This window comes from Zoogloea sp., from assembly GCF_017302315.1.
In the GTDB taxonomy this organism is placed as follows: domain Bacteria; phylum Pseudomonadota; class Gammaproteobacteria; order Burkholderiales; family Rhodocyclaceae; genus Zoogloea.
This window is the reverse complement of record NZ_JAFLDT010000005.1, coordinates 1-20,462: the sequence shown is the minus strand read 5'-3', so window position 1 is coordinate 20,462 and position 20,462 is coordinate 1. Positions and strand designations below refer to the sequence as shown.

Annotated in this window: 16 protein-coding genes and 1 other RNA gene; 14 read left to right on the top strand and 3 right to left on the bottom strand. The window is 56.8% G+C overall.

Annotated features, from left to right (window positions below; genetic code table 11):
• The first annotated feature begins 6 nt into the window (after nucleotides 1-6).
• The 6 genes from J0L98_RS02950 (at nucleotide 7) to J0L98_RS02925 (ending at nucleotide 7,312) form a co-directional block, all read left to right on the top strand.
• Nucleotides 7-1,023 carry a glycosyltransferase family 2 protein gene (locus tag J0L98_RS02950; RefSeq protein ID WP_296409970.1) on the top strand — a complete coding sequence of 339 codons (1,017 nt, stop codon included), beginning with the start codon at nucleotides 7-9 and terminating at the stop codon, nucleotides 1,021-1,023.
• A 9-nt stretch (nucleotides 1,024-1,032) separates the two neighbouring features.
• Nucleotides 1,033-2,271 (top strand): oligosaccharide flippase family protein, encoded by a 1,239-nt coding sequence (locus J0L98_RS02945; RefSeq protein ID WP_296409969.1) that lies wholly within the window; start codon nucleotides 1,033-1,035, stop codon nucleotides 2,269-2,271.
• Between the two features lie 42 nt (nucleotides 2,272-2,313).
• Nucleotides 2,314-3,666, top strand: coding sequence for a hypothetical protein (locus J0L98_RS02940; protein ID WP_296409968.1), 1,353 nt, complete (start codon nucleotides 2,314-2,316; stop codon nucleotides 3,664-3,666).
• Complete coding sequence (locus J0L98_RS02935; RefSeq protein ID WP_296409967.1) at nucleotides 3,656-4,936, top strand: hypothetical protein; 1,281 nt, start codon at nucleotides 3,656-3,658, stop codon at nucleotides 4,934-4,936. The genes J0L98_RS02940 and J0L98_RS02935 overlap by 11 nt, the downstream gene beginning before the upstream one ends.
• A 92-nt stretch (nucleotides 4,937-5,028) precedes the next feature.
• On the top strand, nucleotides 5,029-5,826 hold the full coding sequence (locus J0L98_RS02930) for a transposase (protein WP_296409966.1): 798 nt from the start codon (nucleotides 5,029-5,031) through the stop codon (nucleotides 5,824-5,826).
• A gap of 277 nt (nucleotides 5,827-6,103) precedes the next feature.
• On the top strand, nucleotides 6,104-7,312 hold the full coding sequence (locus J0L98_RS02925; protein WP_365954107.1) for a nucleotide sugar dehydrogenase: 1,209 nt from the start codon (nucleotides 6,104-6,106) through the stop codon (nucleotides 7,310-7,312).
• 104 nt (nucleotides 7,313-7,416) lie between these two features.
• On the opposite strand, the gene J0L98_RS02920 is transcribed toward J0L98_RS02925, so the two are convergent.
• Both J0L98_RS02920 and J0L98_RS02915 read right to left on the bottom strand, forming a co-directional pair.
• Nucleotides 7,417-8,571, bottom strand: a complete 1,155-nt coding sequence (locus J0L98_RS02920; RefSeq protein WP_296409963.1) for a DUF1501 domain-containing protein — start codon at nucleotides 8,569-8,571, stop codon at nucleotides 7,417-7,419.
• A gap of 15 nt (nucleotides 8,572-8,586) precedes the next feature.
• On the bottom strand, nucleotides 8,587-10,050 hold the full coding sequence (locus tag J0L98_RS02915; RefSeq protein WP_296409962.1) for a DUF1800 domain-containing protein: 1,464 nt from the start codon (nucleotides 10,048-10,050) through the stop codon (nucleotides 8,587-8,589).
• 201 nt (nucleotides 10,051-10,251) lie between these two features.
• On the opposite strand from J0L98_RS02915, the gene J0L98_RS02910 reads away from it, so the two are divergent.
• Both J0L98_RS02910 and pgi read left to right on the top strand, forming a co-directional pair.
• Nucleotides 10,252-11,166, top strand: coding sequence for a VanZ family protein (locus tag J0L98_RS02910; protein WP_296409960.1), 915 nt, complete (start codon nucleotides 10,252-10,254; stop codon nucleotides 11,164-11,166).
• Between the two features lie 192 nt (nucleotides 11,167-11,358).
• On the top strand, nucleotides 11,359-12,993 hold the full coding sequence (gene pgi / locus J0L98_RS02905; RefSeq protein WP_296409959.1) for a glucose-6-phosphate isomerase: 1,635 nt from the start codon (nucleotides 11,359-11,361) through the stop codon (nucleotides 12,991-12,993).
• 213 nt (nucleotides 12,994-13,206) lie between these two features.
• Here the strand turns inward: pgi and J0L98_RS02900 are convergent, their stop codons facing one another.
• On the bottom strand, nucleotides 13,207-14,793 hold the full coding sequence (locus J0L98_RS02900) for a transposase (protein ID WP_296410075.1): 1,587 nt from the start codon (nucleotides 14,791-14,793) through the stop codon (nucleotides 13,207-13,209).
• Between the two features lie 441 nt (nucleotides 14,794-15,234).
• Between J0L98_RS02900 and J0L98_RS02895 the strand changes: the two genes are divergently transcribed.
• From J0L98_RS02895 to dnaX, 6 genes are all read left to right on the top strand, one after another.
• Complete coding sequence (locus J0L98_RS02895) at nucleotides 15,235-15,507, top strand: transposase (RefSeq protein WP_296409958.1); 273 nt, start codon at nucleotides 15,235-15,237, stop codon at nucleotides 15,505-15,507.
• A gap of 135 nt (nucleotides 15,508-15,642) precedes the next feature.
• Nucleotides 15,643-17,052, top strand: coding sequence for an MBL fold metallo-hydrolase (locus J0L98_RS02890; RefSeq protein ID WP_296409957.1), 1,410 nt, complete (start codon nucleotides 15,643-15,645; stop codon nucleotides 17,050-17,052).
• A 119-nt stretch (nucleotides 17,053-17,171) separates the two neighbouring features.
• On the top strand, nucleotides 17,172-17,864 hold the full coding sequence (locus J0L98_RS02885; protein ID WP_296409956.1) for a response regulator transcription factor: 693 nt from the start codon (nucleotides 17,172-17,174) through the stop codon (nucleotides 17,862-17,864).
• Nucleotides 17,861-19,273 (top strand): ATP-binding protein, encoded by a 1,413-nt coding sequence (locus tag J0L98_RS02880; RefSeq protein ID WP_296409955.1) that lies wholly within the window; start codon nucleotides 17,861-17,863, stop codon nucleotides 19,271-19,273. Before J0L98_RS02885 ends, J0L98_RS02880 begins: the two co-directional genes overlap by 4 nt.
• A 36-nt stretch (nucleotides 19,274-19,309) precedes the next feature.
• Nucleotides 19,310-19,408, top strand: an RNA gene (ffs, locus tag J0L98_RS02875) — signal recognition particle sRNA small type.
• A gap of 104 nt (nucleotides 19,409-19,512) precedes the next feature.
• A partial coding sequence (gene dnaX / locus J0L98_RS02870) for a DNA polymerase III subunit gamma/tau (protein WP_296409953.1) occupies nucleotides 19,513-20,462 on the top strand: 950 nt, incomplete at its 3' end.

The following is a 20,462-nucleotide window of genomic DNA, read 5'->3' as shown; positions in this document are numbered from 1 at the left end:
TGGTTTATGACAAATACTATTAAGCTCTCTGTTATTGTGCCTATTTATAATGAGAAGCGCTATATAGTTAAGCTCCTTGAGAGTCTTTGTGCGAATAACTATCCGTACTCTGATATGGAGATTCTCCTTTTGGATGGAGGTAGTACGGACGGAACTCGGGAGATTGTCAGCGAGTATTGTGTTAAATACCCGCATCTTCGGTTGGTTGATAATCCGAATAAATTTCAGGTCTTCGCGCTAAATGTTGGGATTGAGCAGGCTAAAGGGCAAAACATTATAAGATGTGATGCCCATGCCGAATACCCATCAGATTATTTTAGAACTCTGAGCGCATTGCTGGACGAGTTGCCTGCCGATTTGGGCAACGTGGGCATTAAGGCAGACACAACAGCTCCTGATGGCTCTGATCAAAGTATTTTGATAGCGTATCTGCTTTCATCTAAGTATGGAGTTGGAAACAGCCACAGGTCAATTCGCGGGAAGGGGCTTGTCGAAGCTGATACGTTGCTATTTGGCGCTTGGCGTAAAAGGGTTTTTGACGACGTAGGCCTTTTTGATACCGATTTTATTCGTGGACAGGACTATGAACACAATCTCCGCCTTCGAGAGAAAGGCTACAAGGTTATTGTGGACACTGATCGTTCATTCAAATATTACACGAGGAGTTCTTATATTAAGTTTTGCAAGATGATGTTTCAATATGCGTATGCAAAGCCTTTTATCATAAGGAAACACCGTCGTTCTTTGAATTTTCGATCATTAGTGCCTTTGATATTCTTTTTAAGCTCGGTCTTGTGCTTGCCTGTCATGCCAACGCTTAGTGGGGGACTCTTGCTTGGGTATTCTGCATTTTCTGGAGTTGTAGCTAAAGATTTCTATTTCAAGGAAAGAAATGCTCTACTTGCGAGTCGCATCCCCCTTTACGTCTTTTCCCAGCATTTGTCTCATGCACTAGGGACTTTGGTTGGTTTTTTTGATGCGTTTGTATTGAGAAAAAAAATGTTCCTTGAACATACAAGATAGCGAAATGAGATGAGCAGAGGCTATAGGTTTTTTCTTTATTTGCTTTCTAATGGAACGGCGAAAGGCGTTCCATTGCTCAGTCTTTATGTGTTTTCAAAGTACGTAGATCTTGCCGACTATGGTCGGATTTTATTGGTCATTGCCTGGGCCGGAATTTTGATGCCTCTTCTCTCAGGAAATGCCTTTATGGGATTGGATAGATCAATACCCTCGAGGGGGGTTAAGGCCTCCGCAGAAGAGATTGGGCAGATTTTTTGGCTTGTTCTTGTGGCTCATGCCATTTTGATCGTTGTTCTGATACTGGCTGACCAATTTGGCTTGGCTATTTTTTCAGACGTTTTTTCATACGCAGTAGTTTATTCGTTATTTAGTTCTATCGTTTTCTTGGGGCTTCAGGTTCTTAAGAATATAGAAAAGCCATTTACATACTTCTTCGCGGCCAATATTGCTTCTGTGGGGACTTTTTTTGGCGTCTTGGCCGCGTTTTTGTTTGGTAAATATTTGCCGTGGGGCGCGTCCGCTGAGTTTTCTTATATTGTTAAGATTTATATCTTATTTCAAGTGATCTCTGCTGCTTACACGGTCAGTTTTTTGGTCGGGCTAGGTGTTTCATTCAAATGGCCAGGAGGTGTGTGGAGGCGTTTTTTTGAGTCGCGCACTTACTTGTTGCACTCTTTCTCAACGTCAATCATTAATTTCTCTGACCGGGTTGCTCTATCATTTTTCTTTGAGCCACAGGTCGTCGGTGCATACGCGGCGGCTTTGCTGCTGGGTCAATCAGTTTCCCTGATCCAGGATTCTTATCACAAGAGCTATGCCCCTGATGTCATGCGTAGGTACTCAAGTGAGACGGATTCGGATATAAAGAAGTATGAGATTAGATCCTTGAAGAGGATTGGTGGGCTTCTCATTATTGTTGGGTTTCTTGTTTCGGCATCTCTTTGTCTGCTTTCGTCGTATTTTTTGACACAGGATTACAGCCCTCGTGTCGATTTGGTTTTGTTGATCGGGTTTGGATATTCCATAAATGGAATTATCAAGTTTTTTTTGCCTAGACTGATGCTCGTCGGACGTTTTGCGAAATTCGCCACAGCTATGACTGAGGGCGCGCTAGTTAAACTGGCCTTGAATTTTGTCTTGCTTCCTTCGTTGGAGGGGCTAGGTGCGGCGATTAGTACAGTTCTTTCCTTTCTGTATATCGCAATTCGCGTTTATAACTATTGGAATAAGAATTATGATTTCAAATAGTATTTCACTCGTGATTGATTATCGTCTTATCGAGACTGTTCTATGAAGAACGTTGATCTTTTGCGAGCACTTTGCGATTTCGATCAGGCTGTTACTCTGCGTGCGAGTGGCCGAGCTTGGTTCTTAAGGTGTTGGGAATCTGCGCGGTTCTACCTATTTACGTTGATCTTTAGTCAGCGCACGGAGTTGGATGTTCCATACACTCCTACGAGGTCTGATGTAGTGACGCGAGCCGTTGCTGCACTGAGATCATTCAAAGTTCTTTTTTCTAGTACTGGAAATGTAGAGATTTTGTTTCTCGTGCATGAGAGAGCTAGAAATGGAGTCGATCCTTATCTTGATATGTTCATTCAGGCAACTGGGCGAGATAGGGCAGAGTTCGCTTTTTGGGGTGATTCTCGGTGCGAGGATCAAAATGGCAGATTCGGGAATTTGGAATTTCAGTCAATCGATGCCGTGAAATTTGTTTCAAAAGTCGCTTCCATAGTTGTCGCGCCATTGTTTGGTGTCGTCCTGGTTCCTGTCTTTTTCTTGGGCTCAGCCTATTTGAATTGGAAGGCATATAAGACGTTGGTGCTTAGGTTTGGTGAGGCTTGGATTGCCTACTATTTATACCGTTATCTGCTTAAGAAGCAGGGGCCGACTTTTCTTGTGATGACCGTTAGCTACTGCAATGCTGCGCTTTGTGCTGCTGCAAAGGACTTGGGCGTAATTGTAGTTGAACTTCAGCATGGACTCATCTCTCCCAATCATATTGGGTACTGTGACTTTAAGAGCTCGCTTTGTAGGCCAGACTGGTTCGGCTTTTTTGGAACGGATTGGGCGCCGCAGCTTCCGTGGCGGTGCATGACGTTTGTTGTAGGGCATCCAGCTTGGAAGGAATATATTCAAAACCAGGTTCCTCCCGCAAAGTGTCCTGATGGTTTTAAGCACGTCTTGGTTATTTCACAGAGGTCCATTTCAGGCTCTATTAGGGCCTTCATAGAAGAGGCTTTGCGTTCTTCAGACTATATTTTTGAGGTCAAGCTGCATCCTGCAGAGGATAAAGGTAATCAATATGAGGGAATGGGGAGTAGAGTCGTAGTGCATCGAGAGTCCCTTTTGAATGATTTAGTCTCCCGGTGTGCTTTTATCGTTGGGGGCTATTCGACGCTAGTAATCGAGCTTGCGGCTAAAGGACTTCTGGTGAACGTACTTCCGGTGGCAGGCGTTGAAAGACTCCCTAGTAATGTTATTAATTGTAATTTATTGGAGACCGGTGATGATCTTCTGCCGCGGTCTTCCGGCGGGGATGCGCCGAAGTTTTTTGAGAAAACTGATTTTCTTGCCATAAAAAATCTGCTTCAAAAAAAAATGACTTTGGATTCGGCTAGGAGTGCAGTTAATGAAAGCTAGTGCGGGTCAAAAGTTTTTCTTTGTTGGATATGCTGCTTATTTTTCGCTATTGCTAATTTTTTTGTTGTTTTTCTTGGATAAATATTACCCCTATCCTTATATAGAAAACTCATTTTCGCTCTTTAGAATCATCTTCGCAGCCTTGGTGCTTTCAGTTCAGTCTGCTTTTATTTTGACCGCTGCTAAAGCTGATAGTCCCGTTGAGTGTATTTTGCATATGTTCATGGTGTTGATGATTGTTCCTAACGCTGCGTTCTATGCATCTACTGGTTTGAATTTCGGTTTTCTGTTTGTATATTTTATATTTTCTCTGTTGCTTGTTTTTTTGGCTAATTTCTTTGATGTAAGAGTAAAAATGCCTGTTCTTTCTGAGAAGGGGCGAGTCAAGATATTGGTTGTGCTGTCGCTGTTGTCTCTTTTTTATTTCATTTCTGTGCATGGATTTTCTTTGAATTTGAATGTATTTGCACTTGAGGATGTATATGAGGTTAGAGAGGCGGCTAGGGAGGAGCGTAGTCAGTTTGGGCGTTATTTTTACAGCTGGTCGACTAAGCTAATACTGCCTCTGACCATTGTGTGGGGAATGCTTCGCCGTAATTATTTGCTGGTGTTCTTGGGGTTGCTAGGTATGTTGTACCTTTTCGCAACCAGTGCTCATAAGTCGGTTATTTTTTCCGTTGTTCTTCTCTTGGCGTTTTCTGGAGAGGCGGGTTTTAGAAAGAAGAGCTTGTTGTTTTTGTACGGTGCTGTTCTGATGGTGGCTGTTTCTATGGCTATTTTCTTGTTTTTTGAGTTTGACGTTGTTCAGTCTCTTTTTATTAGACGAATGTTGGTATTGCCGGCTATATTGAACGAGTATTATTTCCGAGTCTATGCCGAGGTTCCCGCCTATTATGCCCATAGTTTTTTGAGCGGAATTGTAGAGAATCGATATTACGATACCCCGCCTTATGTGGTCGGTTTGGAGTATTTTGGGTCTGAGATTATTTCGGCCAATAATGGATTTGCTTCGGATGGGTATGCTAATCTGGGCTGGTTTGGGGCCGCTTTTCAATCTGCGGTTTTGGCTTTTGTTCTTTCATTTCTTGCTACTCGGCCGATATCTAGCAAGTATTTTGGCTTTTTGTTCATCTATGTTTATCAGCTTAATACGAGCGCTCTTTTTACAACGCTCTTGCATCATGGCCTTCTATTGCTTTGCGTTGTTGCGGTCTATGGCTTTCTGGCAGAGGGTGGTGCTCGGAAGAGATTCCGTATTCGGCGCAGTTAAGTTTGGCAGGGTGTTGATTTAATCAGTCCCCGGTGTCCGCAAGGTTTTTCGCAGATTTGTGACATGCAGTGTATTAATGACATTTAATTTTCATGCGCAGCCACGTCCATAAACAGAGCAGCTTGTTCGGCTGTACTAACATCGAAGACCGGATTGCGGCGAATAGTCCGTTGCTGATCATTAAACTCCCGGCTGATATGGGTTCACATTCGATGTCGCCGACCTTCGATTCCCTATTTGCCGAAGGCGGACGCCCGTCGATTGCGCCTGAGCGCCTTCTTCGCGTCCTGCTGTTGGAATACCTGTTCTCCATTCGCTCCGAGCGGCGACTCATCAAGCACCTCGATTTCAACATGCTGTTCCGCTGCTTCGTCGGCTTGCTAATGGACGAACCGGTGTGGGACTACTCGAGCTTTTTGGCCATCCGCGATCGGTTGCTCGATGAGAGTGCCATGCAGGAGTTCTTTGGCGGCCTCGTGAGCGCCGCCGAATGGGCTGAGCTGGCTTCAGATGGACACTTTAGTGTGGACGGCTCGCTCTTGCGGGCACGGGCCTCGCACAGGGGCCTGGCTGCGCGGGATGGCTCGGATGAAGGTGCCAGTCCCGGACCAGGAGCGCACCCCAGAGGTGGATTTCCGCGGCAAGAAGCGCACGAAAAAGACCCACGTCTCTCGCACCTATCCGGATCCCCTCCTGGCCACCAAGAACACGGGCTTTGCCCATCTGAGCGACATTATTCATACGCTCAGAGAGAACCGCCACGGCCTGATCGTCGATGTGCATGGCACGCACGCAGCATGCTGCGCAGGTTGGATCGTATTTGGGGCGAGGTACTACTGAAGTTTGCCAACCGGTTCGGCGTGGCAATTTGCTGGCTCAGTCCCTCTTGAGCAGGGGAATGTAGTCCCCGCCGGCCAAGTAGAGCAGATATGGAGCGTTGAGGGGCGGCGCAATGGGCCTGCCATTGACGTGTGGGCGGCAGCAGACTAAGTGCATAAAATAGGCAGGTCAGCTAGTGTGAGGCTTTTGTTGGGGAATGAGTGATCATTTTGGCAAGTGAAAAGCCGCGAGGGCAAGGACTTTTCAACGCGTTGCTATGTGTAGGGTGGCTTCAGCCGTCCACGGATTTTGAATGAAGCTCCTGTGTGGGCCGCTAAAGCCGGTCCCATGGGTTTGTGCCAGTTTCTATATATCAATTGCAGGTTCATTATGAAAATCGCAATCGCAGGCACGGGGTACGTTGGCTTGTCCAATGCCATCCTGTTAGCGCAGCACAATGAGGTTGTCGCCCTAGATATCGTCGCCGACAAGGTTGATATGCTTAACAAGAAGATGTCTCCCATTGATGACAAAGAGATCGAGGAATACTTGACGAGTAAGCCCCTAAATTTCAGGGCAACGCTGGACAAGGAAGACGCCTATACCGGAGCGGCGGTTGTCGTGATTGCCACTCCGACGGACTATGATCCGGAAAGCAACTATTTCAACACCAAGTCCATCGAGGCCGTTGTGCGCGATGTGATTTCGATCAATCCAGACGCGCTGATGGTTGTCAAGTCCACAGTGCCCGTGGGATATACGGCCAAGGTTCGATCCGAGCTTAGTTGCCAAAATCTGGTCTTCTCCCCGGAGTTCCTGCGGGAAGGGCGGGCCTTGTTCGACAACCTATACCCGTCGCGGATCATCGTGGGGGAGCGTTCGGAGCGTGCGAAGATGTTCGCAGAGTTGCTACAGCAAGGGGCTATCAAGCAGGATATTCAGGTGCTCCTGACCGATAGTACCGAAGCAGAGGCAATCAAGCTGTTTGCCAACACGTTCTTGGCGATGCGGGTAGCCTTTTTCAACGAGCTAGATACCTATGCCGCAACCCATGGTCTGGACAGTCGCCAGATCATCGATGGGGTGTGTCTCGATCCGCGCATTGGCTCGCACTATAACAATCCTAGTTTTGGGTACGGTGGCTATTGTCTCCCCAAGGACACTAAGCAGCTCTTGGCGAATTACCGTGATGTGCCGCAGAACCTGATCCACGCTATTGTCGAGTCCAACACGACTCGCAAGGATTTTATTGCCGATGAGATCATCCGGCGCAACCCCAAGACGGTGGGTATCTACCGATTGATCATGAAGGCCGGTTCCGACAACTTCCGGGCGTCAAGCATCCAGGGGATCATGAAGCGGATTAAAGCCAAGGGAATTGAGGTGATTGTCTATGAGCCGGTGCTAAAGGAAGGCGATTTCTTCCATTCCCGTGTGGTGAATGATCTGGCCGAGTTCAAGAAGCAGTCGGATGTGATCATTGCTAATCGTCGGACGGATGCGCTGGAAGACGTTCGGGGCAAGGTTTATACCCGGGATCTGTTTGGTAGCGATTGAGGGTTGCGAGTCAGCTCCTTCTTCCGAGCCTGAATCCGCTTGTGCTCCCCTTTAGCCGAATCTGCGTTTGCGCCAGATGCACCCGGCGCAAACGCGGGGTAAGTTCATGGGGAGACTTTTGCGAACAATGATTTTGCGCGTGAGTGGCTTATCCCCATGTTGTCTATAGCTAAGTCGATGAGTACTTTCCGATAGTCCGTAAGAATGGGGTAGTCTCGCCCGTCATTGAGGTTGTCCGGTTTGAGGTCGATTTGTTCACCGATAATTGGGGCTCTTGCTTTTAGATTTCCGCCCAGCAGCCAGTATGTAGTTCCGTAGCCGTGATCGGTCCCTTTACTTCCGTTTTCTCGGAATGTACGGCCGAACTCCGATACGACGATGACTGTGGTGTTTTGCCATTCATCCCCGAGTTCTGTTACGAAGGCAGCAAGGCCTTGTCCGAGCTCTTCCAGACGCTTTGCTAATGAACCGGTGACTGCTCCCTGGTTGTAATGGGTGTCCCAGCCCCCAATGTCGACAAAGCCAAGATTGAATTCTTCTCGCATCAGTCGGGCAATCTTGCTTGCTTCGGCTGCAAATCCCGTAGAAGTGTTGGCCGTCCGGTTGGGCTCGAGTATCGTTTGCTTTATGGATTTTGTCTTTGATTCAAGAGTTAGGGCTGTATTAATAGTGTCATATAGTTCGTGGTTAGCGTACATCTCCCGTACTCCGTTTTCTATATTTTCGCTAATTTCACGGCCACCTGTGGGTTTGAGGGAGATGTTGGGAATCGTCCGGGGGCCGTTGAATGCAAAGGGGCGGGCCAATGTGAAGGAAATTGGGCGGGCATCAACCATTGCAGTTGCCATGCGGTAGAGCAGGCCGTTGTGTCCGACTTTGTTGTCCTTGCCTCCGATACCTAGTTCTAGTCTGTCCTGACTATCAAAGTGGCTGCGAGATGTGCCGGGAATACCTACGAACGGTAAAAAAGCCATCTGCTTCTTCTGGATCAGAGGAAGAACGTTTTCTTTCAGGGCTGGATGGAGTCCCCAGTCTCCATCCAGCGTGATTGCGGCATCTCTCGGAATTGCGATGTTAGGACGACTTTCGTAGTAAAAGTCGCTGGATATTGGAATGAGAGCGCTCGCCGCATCATATGCACCGCGCAGAAGAATAAACATAAATCGGTGCTTCTGCTGCGTGGGGACGGCTAGCAGCTGACTGGTCTTGCCAACACACGTTAGCGCGCTGGCTGCTTGAAGGAAGCGTCGGCGATGCATGGCATGTTTTCCTTGTCAGCGATACATGAATGCTGGGGCACTAAGAAACATCTGAACCGCACGTGTAGGCTCCGGTTGGGAGGAGATGGCCTGCAGTGTTGTCGAGCTTAGCAGTGGTTGGTATATGCACCACGGTGCGTCGGTTGATGATGGAGCTTTCTGCATGTCGCCGTGCCAGCGTTTGGCCAAGCGATCCGCTGATTGGATACGGCCGAGAAGTTGTGCGGGCGTAGCCCATTGGGCTGTGACCAAAGGGTACCCGTCCGGTGTTGTTCTGCCAAAGAGAGGCTCTCCCAGCTGTTCAGCTAGTCGAAGCTCGTTCGGCGGAAGGGGGGATGGTGCCCCGCCGTGTAAAAGACGCAGGGCGGAAATGCTGTATTGAAAGGGTGATTTGAATTTCTTGCCGAGGGATGCTTCCATCTCCGGCGAATCTAGAATAACGCGAAGTACCTCGGCTATGTCCCCTTGGGTGCGTTGAAATGTGGCGGTAGCAGCCGATATGAGACGGGCTGGTGGGGTGTCGGCCACGAAATACTCTATGAGCTTGCGCGATATGAATCGTGCCGTAACAGGGTGATCCGCCAAAAAATCGAGTATTTCATTGACTTCGTCCAACCCCCGACCCTTGATGCTTCGGCCCATGAAAGTCTTGTCCCCATAGTCGTGATGGGCGGGGTTGTACTGGAATACGCCATCGAGTACGTACTCGGCTTCGCGGTCCTTTGGGAGTTTTGGTGGAGCGCCGCTTAGATTCGCTTGTAGGCCTGTGAGAATACGAGCGAGTTCTTGTACGTCCTTTTGTGTATAGCCGCCGTCAATGCCCAGTGTATGGAGTTCAAGTAGCTCGCGAGCGTAGTTCTCATTTATTTTTCCTGCACGATTTTGGGTGTTGTCAAGGTATATCAACATGGCGGGATGATGCAGAGAGATGCGTAACAGGTCTTTGAATTTCCCAAGAAGATGAGGGCGGAGAGCTGCCTCGTAGTTGCCAACCATGGTGGCGATATCGCCTTTACCGCCGTGAACCGTGAAATGGTTGAACCAGAACCAAGCCAATTGCTCTTTAAGCTGGTCCGGTGAGTAAACTGCGCGCGTTAGGTGCAGTTCGGTCGCCTGTCGGATTAGTTGTGTGCGCTCTAAGCCTAGTTCTATCAGCTGACGAGATTTTTCTTCGCCTGGGGGCAAGGTGTTGGCGTGTTGGCGTCGTTGGCTGCGCTCTTTCTGTAGGTCGTTCAAAGGCCTTTCGGGGGCTCCAGAGTTCAACTCTTGCCTGGTTTCATCTGAGGGCTGAAGTTGTGCATTGAGGAATCCAGCCCTGCCTAGCCGAGAAAATGCTTCGATAGTTTGCTGGTTAATGCCATAGGTTACCCGATTGAGCCACATCAGGTCGCTTGCAGTGATTGTGGTTTCAGCTACGACAGGACTCACTACCGTCAGGAGGATGCAGAGGAAAATGAGGTCCAGCAGAGTGCGTTTCATATTCAGACCGATTCTCCAGTGGTAAAAGGTACGCCAGTGATGTTGCAACGGAGTGCGAGTAAATTGGTTGACCGTGGAGTTGCTATGGGCTTTCGAAAGGTAGTCATGGCAGGGAGGTGGTCTGTCCATCTATTGTTCGTTGTCTTGATTATCGCGTCACTTATCCTTACTTCGACGTCCGTTCGGTATGTTGTCAAGGGAGTGTTCATCCCTGTGGCGGTCCCTGCGGCTGAAGAGGGCGCTACGGTTCTCGCCGGCGCACCCGTGGTGGCGTTCGGAGCCGCGGGGCTTTCACTATCAGCACTGAATCCCGCAGGTATCAAGGCTTTGGGCTGGTCGGCCCGCCCTTCCGCAGGTGCGGTGGCGTTTCGTGTGCATGGTTCGGTGCGGGCCGTTGGAGTTAGTTTAAGGGATGACCCTAAAGGGGCGGCACAGATCGCTGTGTTACAGATCAAGAACGAGGGCCGTTCATCCTCGAAGGTATTGCTGGCTTTGAGTGGATCGGCTGCGGCCGATTTCGAGGAGGTAATTCTGTTGCGTCCGGATGCTGGTAGCGTTGTGTTGATGGCGAGGCTGGTGCGCGTATCTGGAGAGCTCCTAGTCAAGAATCTTCGCCTCGAATGGTTGGCTGAGCGGGAGTCCGCCCTCTGGGCATCGCGGGGGCTGATGCTTGTTTGGGGGCTTGTCCTTATACTGCTTGCAAGATCGTGGGCGATGCGCGCGCGTAGTCCCGCTGGCTTGTTGGTAGCTCTGATTGTAGTGTTGTGGGGGGTTCTTATGCCGGGTGATGTGAAGAATGGACTGGATCGGTGGGTCTGCGAAATGTTTGCGTGGCAGCCGGACGATTCCATCGGAGTATCGTGGAGCAGTTTGACTCATGGTGCGATGTTTTTTGTGCTTGGCGGCATCCTTGCTGTGGTAAGGCCGGATCAAAGAGGGCCATTGCTTTTGATCGATCTGCTGTTTTTGGCCGTGAGCACCGAGGTGTTGCAACTTTTCGTTGAAGGTAGGAAGGCGGACGTTGCCGACGGGGCGATAGATTTTCTGGGAGCATTGATTGGGATCGGATTGGTCCGGCTCGTGAGGCGAGTCGGGAACCAGCTTGAGTATGAGTAGTTTTCTTGAATTACAATATTCATAGTCATTAGGCCTGTTGCTTCAGAATGGATTTCTGCTACTCGTCGAGGTTTTGCTGGATTGATTTTCACGTCTGTTCAGTAAAAGCGAGTTTCAGATGGGGCTACTCTTGGCGAGACTGTATTTTTATACGATAGATTTTCGAGGCGTCCGGATATGCCCAATACACAAATGCCTGCATGGCAAGCCCTCATCAAGCATCACCAGTCCGTTTTCAGGGTGCATCTGCGCGATCTGTTCGCCTCCGACCCCCAGCGTTTCGAGCGTTTTTCGCTGGAGCTGGAAGGTCTGCTGGTGGATTTTTCCAAGCAGCGCGTCGACGACACCACTTTGCGCCTCTTGCTTGATCTGGCCGAGACGGCCCGGCTGGGTGAGTGGCGGGCGCGCTTGTTTGCGGGCGAGAAGATCAACTTCAGTGAGCAGCGGGCGGTGATGCACCCGGCCTTGCGCTATCTCAAGCTGGGGGCTTTCCCTTCGGCCGCGTGGGACGTGATGCCCGAGGTGCGCGCGGTTCGGGCGCAGATGCGGGCGTTTTCCGAGCGGGTGCGGGGTGGGCTGTGGCGGGGGTTTTCGGGCGAGGCGATTCGCGATGTGGTGAACATCGGGATTGGCGGTTCGGACCTGGGGCCGAAGATGGTGGTGCGCACCCTGGCGGCCTACCAGCGTTCGGGCTTGCGCATGCATTTTGTGTCCAATGTGGATAGCGCCCATCTGGCCAAGCTGCTCGATTCCCTCGACCCGCGCTCGACCCTGTTTGTGGTGGCGAGCAAGACCTTCAGCACCCAGGAGACCATGCTCAACGCCCACACGGCGCGGGCGTGGCTGTGCGCGGCAGCGGGCGAGGGGTGGGCACGGGCGCTGCCCCTGCATTTTGTGGCGGTCACGTCGGATGTGGCCCGGGCGGCCACCTTTGGCGTGCCCGAGGCCAATGTGTTTCGCATGTGGGATTGGGTGGGGGGGCGCTATTCGCTCTGGTCGGCGGTGGGCCTGCCGATTGCGTTGGCCATTGGCATGAACGGCTTTGAGCGCCTGCTGGCGGGGGCGCAGGCCATGGACACCCATTTTTGCGAGGCGCCCTTCGAGCGCAATCTGCCGGTATTGATGGCGCTGATCGGGGTGTGGAACACCAACTTCCTGGGGGCGTCCACCAGCGCGGTGCTGCCCTATAACGAATCCCTGCGTTTTCTGCCGTCCTTCCTGCAGCAGCTCGAGATGGAGTCCAACGGCAAGACGGTGGGGCGCGACGGCCTGCCCCTGTCGTGTCAGGCCAACCCCATTGTGTGGGGCGAGATCGGCTCCAACGGGCAGCACGCCTTTTTCCAGTTGCTCCACCAGGGCGGCTGGCTGGTGCCGAGTGATTTCATCGCCAGTGCCCAGAGCGATTTTCCGCTGCCGGGGCATCAGGCCCCGCTGATGGCCAACTTCCTGGCCCAGAGCGCAGCCCTGGCCTTTGGCAAGACGGAAGCGGAAGCCCGCGCCGAACTGGAAGCGGCCGGCATTGCCGGCGATCAGATCACGGCGCTGCTGCCCCACAAGGTCTTCGCCGGCAACCAACCTTCCACCACCATCATCCTGCCCCGGCTCGACCCTTTCCACCTGGGCATGCTGCTGGCGCTGTACGAGCACAAGGTGTTTGTGCAGGGCGTGGTGTGGGGCATCAACTCCTTCGACCAGTGGGGCGTGGAACTGGGTAAACAACTCGCTGGCCGCCTGCTGCCCGCGCTGCAGGGCGAGGGCGATACCGACGGCTTGGACCAATCCACGCGGGAACTGATCGCCTGGTGCCGGGAACACGGGGATTTCTGATCGTAGGCATCGTTGACGGCGGGCGGAGCGATTTGCAGGAGCGACTTCAGTCGCCCATCCCCGCGTCGATCACCGGCAAACCCTTGTTCGAAGTCCGCGGGCGACTGAAGTCGCCCCTACGCGAACCTTCGCAATGACCCGCCGACGCAGCACCCACGTCCCTTGTAGGGGCGACTTCAGAGGGTGTTGTAAATCTCTTTTCGCCCCCGCATTTCACGCCAAACCGGGCTGTGCCTGGGTCCATCGGACGCTGAGCGCCGCTGGGCACCTGCCGATGAGTCGCCCACGCCATTGTCTCGTTGGCGGGCAAAGCGTGGTCAAACGGCGCGTCAGGCGCAACAAAAGGGCCAACAACCGCCCCCGGCGGGCGTATGCCAGTGCCCGCCCGAGGTTATAAGCCGTCAAGTGCAGACGGAACTCCAGGCGGACGCGGCTCAAGCCGCGGCGGCGGAAGCGGTTCAGGCCCTGGCGCTCGCGCAGCATCGAGAACACCGGTTCGACCATGGCCTTGCGCTGGGCGAACACCTGTCTGGCCCGGGGTTGGGCCATCACCTGGCGCAAGGCTTCCTTGAGCTCCTGGCCCGCACTGCGCTGGATCGTCCGCGCCTCGGCCTGGGTACATTGGGCGCGGCGCTCACATGCGCCGCAGGCCGAGCTCGCGTACTGCACGTAAGCCCGTAGCCCCTTCTGCGGATTGCCCGCACAGCGGCGGGCGGGGTGCAACTGCGCCCCGGCCGGGCAGAGGTAGTGGTCACCGTCCTCCACGTAGCGGAAGTCGCGCAGGGCAAACAGCCCGGGCTGCTTGCCCTGGCTCTGTCCATCCTCCGCCTGTTCGGGACACAGCAGGCTGATGTCTTTCTCCAGCGCACACTCGAGCACCGCGTAGCTGTTGAAGCCGGCATCGAGCAGAAGCTCCTGGGTCTGGGTGCCGTCGAGCCTCTCCAGGGGCTCGGCCAGTGCGGCTTGTTCGCTCGTTGAATGCACCTGTGCGTCGAGCACCACCCGCGCCTCATTGACCAGCACCGCCGCCTGGTAGGCCGGGCGGCTACCGCGGCCGTTCTTGAGCTTGAGCAGCCCCGCCTCGGGCTCGCCCACCACCACGGCCTTGGCGTTGGGACGATCGCCCAGCGCGGCACGGGCGCGCTCAAGTTCCTCGTACGCCGCCGAGCCTTCGGCGGATTCACCCCACTGCGCTTCCAGCGCTTCGCGCTTGACCAGGGCAAAGCGCGAACTCATCGCTTCGAGCACCGTTCCATCGCCCGCCACTCGGGCACGCCCGGAGTTCGTGCGCTTGAGCACGGCTTCGGTCACCGAAGCGAACAGGGCACCGCTCAGCGCCTCCTCATGGCGCGTGATGAAGCGCCCCAGGATCGAATGGTCCGGGGTGATCCCCCCGCCCACCCACATGCACTCCAGATCGCTGCGCGTCAGCCGCTCCAGCCCGCGCAGTGAGCTGATCCCCCTCATCAGGCCAAACAGCACCACCCCCGCCATCAGCCACGGTGCGTACCCCGGCCGACCCACCGGGCTGTACTGCGCCTCGAAGGCGCTCCAGTCCTGTTCGCTCAGAATCTCCCGCAGCACCAGGGCGTCGCGCAGACCCATCTCACGCAGGTGCGCGTCCAGGCGCTGCATCCCGATGCGGATCTCCCGAGGGTCCGGATCTTCGAAGCGAATCGCCGGGCGGCGTGCCTCTACTTGGCGAGGCTCAAGCCCGGGTTCGCTATCAAACTCGTCGAAGCCGAGTTGCACGCCTGTCTTGATGCGGGTCACCCGCCGCTTGATCTTCTTATGCCCCATTGCCACACCGATCTCATGATCACCGGGGAGAATCGTAGCTCAACGCCAGGGAAGAGGGTTTCGCGACACCCTCTTCAGTCGCCCATCCGCGCTTCCCCCCGTGCTTTCATCGGGGTGTTGGTCGCCTCTTGTGAAGTGAATAAATGCCTTAGGCATTTCATTCGTGCAGAATTGCGCATTGATATGATCGATGGGGCTGTTTATATGTGCTTACCGATGCAAGCCCTCGTCCGGGCTGTGGGGCTTGGGATTCCGATGGTGGTTGGACGCGGCAGGTTGCACGATGACCCGTGAGGCTCTGCGCGTTGGGCGTTTTTCTCAGGCGGGTGGCATTTACCTGGTGACGACGGCAACGGCTGGGCGCTTGCCGGTGTTTGCGGACTTTCATTGCGCGCGGCGGGTGATCTGCGAGATGCGTCGCGTGTCTGCCGAGGGGGTGTGGTGTCGCTTGCCTGGGTGCTTATGCCGGATCATCTGCACTGGCTGATCCAGCTTGGTCAAGGCGTGAGCTTGTCGATGCCGATCCGGACCTTGAAGGGGCGAAGTGCTCGTGCTTTGGGCCATCCCGTGTGGCAGCGGGCTTTCCATGACCGCGCCCTTCGTCGTGAGGACGATGTTGTGTCCGTTGCCCGCTATATTGTTGCCAACCCTGTCCGTGCCGGCCTGGTGAGCCGTGTCGGCGATTTTCCCCATTGGGATGCGGTGTGGCTGTGACCGTCGCTCAGTGGGCCGGATGGTTTTGGCGGGGGGACGGAGGCGCAACGCGCGGGGGCGACAGTTGCTGCGGTCCTGTCGTTTTGCGGCACTGCGTCTACACCGTTATGCCGATGGCACCTAGAATTCTTGTCCATGAATGCAAACATCATCCATCACGGCGCTTTTCAGGGGGTGACGGGGTCTTGTCACCAGTTGTTCATTGATGACATCAACAGCCTGTTGATCGACTGCGGCTTGTTCCAGGGGGCGGAGACGGCGCCCGATGGGGCGTCGGGGGCAGACAGGCTGGAGATCCCGTTTCCAGTGGAGCGGGTGCAGGCGCTGGTTGCCACGCATGTGCACATCGATCATGTGGGCCGCATCCCGTGGTTGCTGGCGGCGGGTTTCAAGGGGCCTATCCTGTGCAGTGAGCCTTCGGCCAAGCTGCTGCCGGTGGTGCTGGCGGATGCCTTTGCGGTGGGGGTGACGCGGGACGCGCGGCTGGTGGAGCGCTACCTGAAGATGGTGGAAGCGCGCATCCGGCCGATTCCCTGGCGCACCTGGTATCCGGTGTTTTCGGGGCCGCAGGGCAGTTGCCGTATCCGCCTGCAGCGGGCGGGGCACATTCTGGGCTCGGCCTATGTGGAATGCGAGCTGTCGCGCCCGGGTGGCGAGCGGCTGCGGGTGCTGTTCTCGGGGGATCTGGGGGCGCCCCACGCGCCGCTGCTGTCGGCCCCCAGGCCGCCCTGGTCGGCCGATGTGGTGGTGCTGGAAAGCACTTACGGCGATCAGGTACATGAGAAGCGCAGCGCCCGCCGGGCACGCCTGCAGGCGGTGGTCGAGAAGGCGCTGGGCAATGGCGGCACGGTGATCATCCCGGCCTTCAGCATCGGCCGCACGCAAGAGCTGCTGTATGAGTTCGAAGACATCCTCTACCGGCAACGCCAGACGCCGGGGCGCTTTGCCGAGGCCTGGGCCAAGCTGCCCATCTACCTGGATTCGCCCTTGGCCGGGCGTTTCACCCGCATCTATCGCGAGCTGCAGCCCTACTGGGATGCCGAGGCGCTGGCCCGGGTGAAGGCGGGGCGCAAGCCCCTGGATTTCGAGCAGCTGGTGGCCATTGACGATCACGCCGACCACGAGGCCAACGTGCGCCGCCTGGCCCGCAGCGGCGCGCCGGCCATCGTGATTGCCGCCAGCGGCATGTGTGCCGGCGGGCGGGTGATGAACTACCTGAAAGCCATGCTGCACGACCCGCGCCACGATGTGTTGTTTGTGGGCTATCAGGCCCGGGGTACGCCGGGCAGTGCCATCCAGACCTTCGGCCCGCGGGGTGGCTACGTGGAGATCGATGGCGAGCGCATCGACATCCGCGCCGGCATCCACAGCCTGTCGGGCTATTCGGCCCATGCCGACCAGAACGATCTGGTGCGCTTTGTCACCCGCATGCGCCATCTTCCCGCGGAGGTGCGCCTCATCCATGGCGATGCCGACGCCCGGCACGCCCTGGCCCGCCGGCTGCAGGAGGCCACCGGGGGCAAGGTAAGGGTGATGAACGGCTGAGGACGGGCCGCCGCGACGGTAAAGGCAGGTAAAGCCGGGTTAAAGCGCGACCTGTGCTTCATGCGAAGCCGGCCCCTCTCGTATCATCGGAGGCGTGATATCCGGGAGGCGAAGGGGCGATGGGCAAGGTGCTGTTGGTGGACGACGATGTGGAGCTGTCGTCGATGTTGCGCGAGTACATCCTGCGCGAGGGTTTCGACGTCGATGCGGTCCATGACGGCGAGGCTGGCGTGCGTGCTGCGCTCTCGGGGGGTTACGGCATCGTTGTGCTGGACGTCATGATGCCCGGGATGGGCGGCATCGAGGCGCTGCGGCGCATCCGGGGCCAAAGCCAGGTGCCGGTGCTGATGCTCACGGCGCGGGGTGATGACGTGGATCGCATCGTGGGCCTGGAGCTGGGGGCGGATGACTATGTTCCCAAACCCTGCACCCCGCGGGAGCTGGTGGCGCGGATCAGGGCCATCCTGCGGCGCAGCCAGGACGGGCAGGTGGCGGCGGAGCCCGGGAGCGACACGCTGACGGTCGGGCCGCTGGTGATGTGGCCCTCCATGCGTCGCATCCAGTGGCATGGCGCCGAGTTGGGGCTGACCAGCACCGAGTACAACCTGCTGGAGACCCTGGCGCGTAGCGCGGGGCGCATTGTCAGCAAGGCGGAACTCTCCGAGAAGGGGCTTGGGCGTCCGCTGGCCCGGTTTGATCGCAGCATCGATGTGCATCTTTCCAGCATCCGCCACAAGCTTGGCCCACGCCCGGACGGGCGGCCGTGGATCGAGACGGTGAGGGGGCTGGGCTACCAGTTGGTGCGGGAATGAGACTGGGGCGCCTGTTCTGGAAGTTCTTCTTTGCGTTCTGGCTCGCCCTCTTGCTGGCGGGCGGCGGCGTGGGAACGGCGGTGTGGTGGCTCCACCAGTCTGAGCGTGAGCAGCAGGCGAATGAGGATGACCGCCTGCTGGCCGGCGGGCCACGGGCGGCGGTGGCGGTGAAGGCCGCGGCGGCGGTGCTGGGGCGGGGCGGCGAGGATGCCTTGCGGGGCTTTCTTGCCGATGTGGACGAGGTGCGCTCGCCGCGCCTGCTGGCGGTGGATGAGACGGGCCGGGAGGTGCTGGGGCGACCTGTCGACCCGGCGGTGCTGGCGCAAGCCCGGGAGCGGGCCGAGTCCGACAGCCCCCGTCGTGGCGCGCGCCGGGTGAACGACCTGGGTGGCAAGGCCTGGCTGCTGTTCGTGCCGGCCGAGTTCGAGGATCGCGCGGGGGCCTTTCCGCGGCCACCCGGCGAGCCGCGGCCACCCTTCGGGCGGCGCGGCCCAGCGCCGAACCCGTGGTTTCCCATCGTGTCCGGCCTGGTGGCCAGTGTGCTCTTCAGCGCCCTGCTGGCGTGGTATCTGTCCAAGCCCATTCGCAGCCTGCGCTGGGCCCTGGGGGCGGTGGCCGAGGGGCGGCTCGATGCCCGGGTGCGGCCGCTGCTCGGCGGGCGGCGCGACGAGATCGCCGATCTGGCCGAGGATTTTGACCGGATGGCCCAGCAGATCCAGACCCTGGTGGGCGCCCAGCGACGTCTGCTCCACGATGTTTCCCATGAGCTGCGTTCGCCCCTGGCCCGGGTGCAGGCGGCCGTCGGTCTGATGCGTCAGGACCCGGCGAAGCTCGACGTGACCATAAGCCGGATCGAGCGCGAGGCGGTGCGCCTTGATGAGCTTGTCGGCCAGCTATTGACCCTGTCGCGCCTGGACACGGATCGGCGCGATACGCCGCGCGAGCCCGTTGACCTGATCGATCTGGCCTCGGCCATTGCCGACGATGCGCGCTTCGAGGCCCATGCCCTGGGGCGCGACCTGCGTTTCGAAGGGCGAGGCGAGGCGGAGGCCCTGATCTGGGGAGAGCTTGTTCAGCGTGCCTTCGAGAACGTGATCCGCAATGCGGTGAAGTACACCGCCGACGGGACTTTCGTTGAGGTCAGCGCGCTTGCCGACGGCGATGTCTTCAGGCTGCGGGTGGGGGATCGCGGCCCGGGGGTGCCCGCGGCCGAGCTGGAATCCATGTTCGAGCCCTTCCACCGGGGCAGCAACACCGGGGGGGCGAGTGGTTTCGGCCTGGGGCTCGCCATTGCCCGTCGCGCCATTGATGCCCACGGCGGGACGATAGGCGCGCGCAATCGGGAGGGCGGCGGGCTGCTGGTCGAGATCACCCTGCCCCTGGCGGCAGACGCGCCGCAAAAGGAATAGGCGCCGCCGCAGCCAAGCTGCTAGAATGCCGGCCGTGGCGGGTCTCCCCGCATTGCAGCGCGGTGAACCTGGTCAGGGCCGGAAGGCAGCAGCCACAGCCGTTCCCTGCAAGTGCCGGGGGTCAGGCTCGCCACCCCGACTTCAATAAAAAGGGGCGTCCAGGTTGGCGCCCCTTTTTTCGTTCTGCGTTCTTGTCCTCCGTCCGCCGGTGCGTAGGGCGGGGCTGTTAGAATTCCGCCATGGCCTACCAAGTACTTGCCCGCAAGTGGCGCCCGCGCAGTTTCGAGACGCTCGTCGGGCAGGAGCACGTGGTGCGTGCGCTCACCCATGCCCTGCAAACCGGGCGCCTGCACCATGCCTACCTGTTCACCGGCACGCGGGGGGTGGGCAAGACCACCATCTCCCGGATCCTGGCCAAGGCCCTCAATTGCGAGACCGGCGTCACCGCCACCCCCTGCAACCAGTGCGCGGCGTGTACGGCCATTGATGCCGACCGCTTTCCCGATTACGTGGAGATGGACGCGGCCTCGAACCGGGGCGTGGACGACATGGCAGCGCTGCTGGACCAGGCCGTGTATGCGCCGGTGCAGGGCCGCTACAAGGTTTACATGATTGATGAAGTGCACATGCTCACCGGGCATGCCTTCAACGCCATGTTGAAAACCCTTGAAGAACCCCCCGAGCACGTCAAGTTCATCATTGCCACCACCGATCCGCAGAAGATTCCGGTGACGGTGTTGTCCCGCTGCCTGCAGTTCAACCTCAAGCAGATGCCGCCGGGGCATATCGTCGGCCATCTGACCCGCCTGCTGGAAGCCGAGGCGGTGCCCTTCGAGCCCGCAGCCCTGCGCCCCATTGCCAAGGCGGCCAGTGGGTCGATGCGCGACGCTCTGTCGCTGCTCGATCAGGCCATCGCCCACGGGGCGGGGCGGGTGGAGGAGCAGGCGGTTCAAGACATGCTTGGCACGGTGGGCGATGACCACCTGTACGCGGTGCTGCAGGCCTTGCAGGTCAATGACGTGCAGGCCCTGATGGCCGCCGCCGACGGCATGGAGGCGCGGAGCCGTCCAGAGGAAAGAAGCCGACGAGGCCGCGCTGGCGGCGGCAAGGAAGCGGGCGAAAGCCTATGGCGAGACCATCGAAAAATACGCCACGCCAAGCGAGAAGATGGCCAGGGCGCTGCGCGAGG

Bases quoted from the DNA above. Each gene is read 5' to 3' on its own strand.
- J0L98_RS02950 (WP_296409970.1), top strand. From the start codon at position 7: ATGACAAATACTATTAAGCTCTCTGTTATTGTGCCTATTTATAATGAG.
- J0L98_RS02945 (WP_296409969.1), top strand. From the start codon at position 1,033: ATGAGCAGAGGCTATAGGTTTTTTCTTTATTTGCTTTCTAATGGAACG.
- J0L98_RS02940 (WP_296409968.1), top strand. From the start codon at position 2,314: ATGAAGAACGTTGATCTTTTGCGAGCACTTTGCGATTTCGATCAGGCT.
- J0L98_RS02935 (WP_296409967.1), top strand. From the start codon at position 3,656: ATGAAAGCTAGTGCGGGTCAAAAGTTTTTCTTTGTTGGATATGCTGCT.
- J0L98_RS02930 (WP_296409966.1), top strand. From the start codon at position 5,029: ATGCGCAGCCACGTCCATAAACAGAGCAGCTTGTTCGGCTGTACTAAC.
- J0L98_RS02925 (WP_365954107.1), top strand. From the start codon at position 6,104: ATGGGTTTGTGCCAGTTTCTATATATCAATTGCAGGTTCATTATGAAA.
- J0L98_RS02920 (WP_296409963.1), bottom strand. From the start codon at position 8,571: ATGCATCGCCGACGCTTCCTTCAAGCAGCCAGCGCGCTAACGTGTGTT.
- J0L98_RS02915 (WP_296409962.1), bottom strand. From the start codon at position 10,050: ATGAAACGCACTCTGCTGGACCTCATTTTCCTCTGCATCCTCCTGACG.
- pgi (WP_296409959.1), top strand. From the start codon at position 11,359: ATGCCTGCATGGCAAGCCCTCATCAAGCATCACCAGTCCGTTTTCAGG.
- J0L98_RS02900 (WP_296410075.1), bottom strand. From the start codon at position 14,793: ATGGGGCATAAGAAGATCAAGCGGCGGGTGACCCGCATCAAGACAGGC.
- J0L98_RS02890 (WP_296409957.1), top strand. From the start codon at position 15,643: ATGAATGCAAACATCATCCATCACGGCGCTTTTCAGGGGGTGACGGGG.
- J0L98_RS02885 (WP_296409956.1), top strand. From the start codon at position 17,172: ATGGGCAAGGTGCTGTTGGTGGACGACGATGTGGAGCTGTCGTCGATG.
- J0L98_RS02880 (WP_296409955.1), top strand. From the start codon at position 17,861: ATGAGACTGGGGCGCCTGTTCTGGAAGTTCTTCTTTGCGTTCTGGCTC.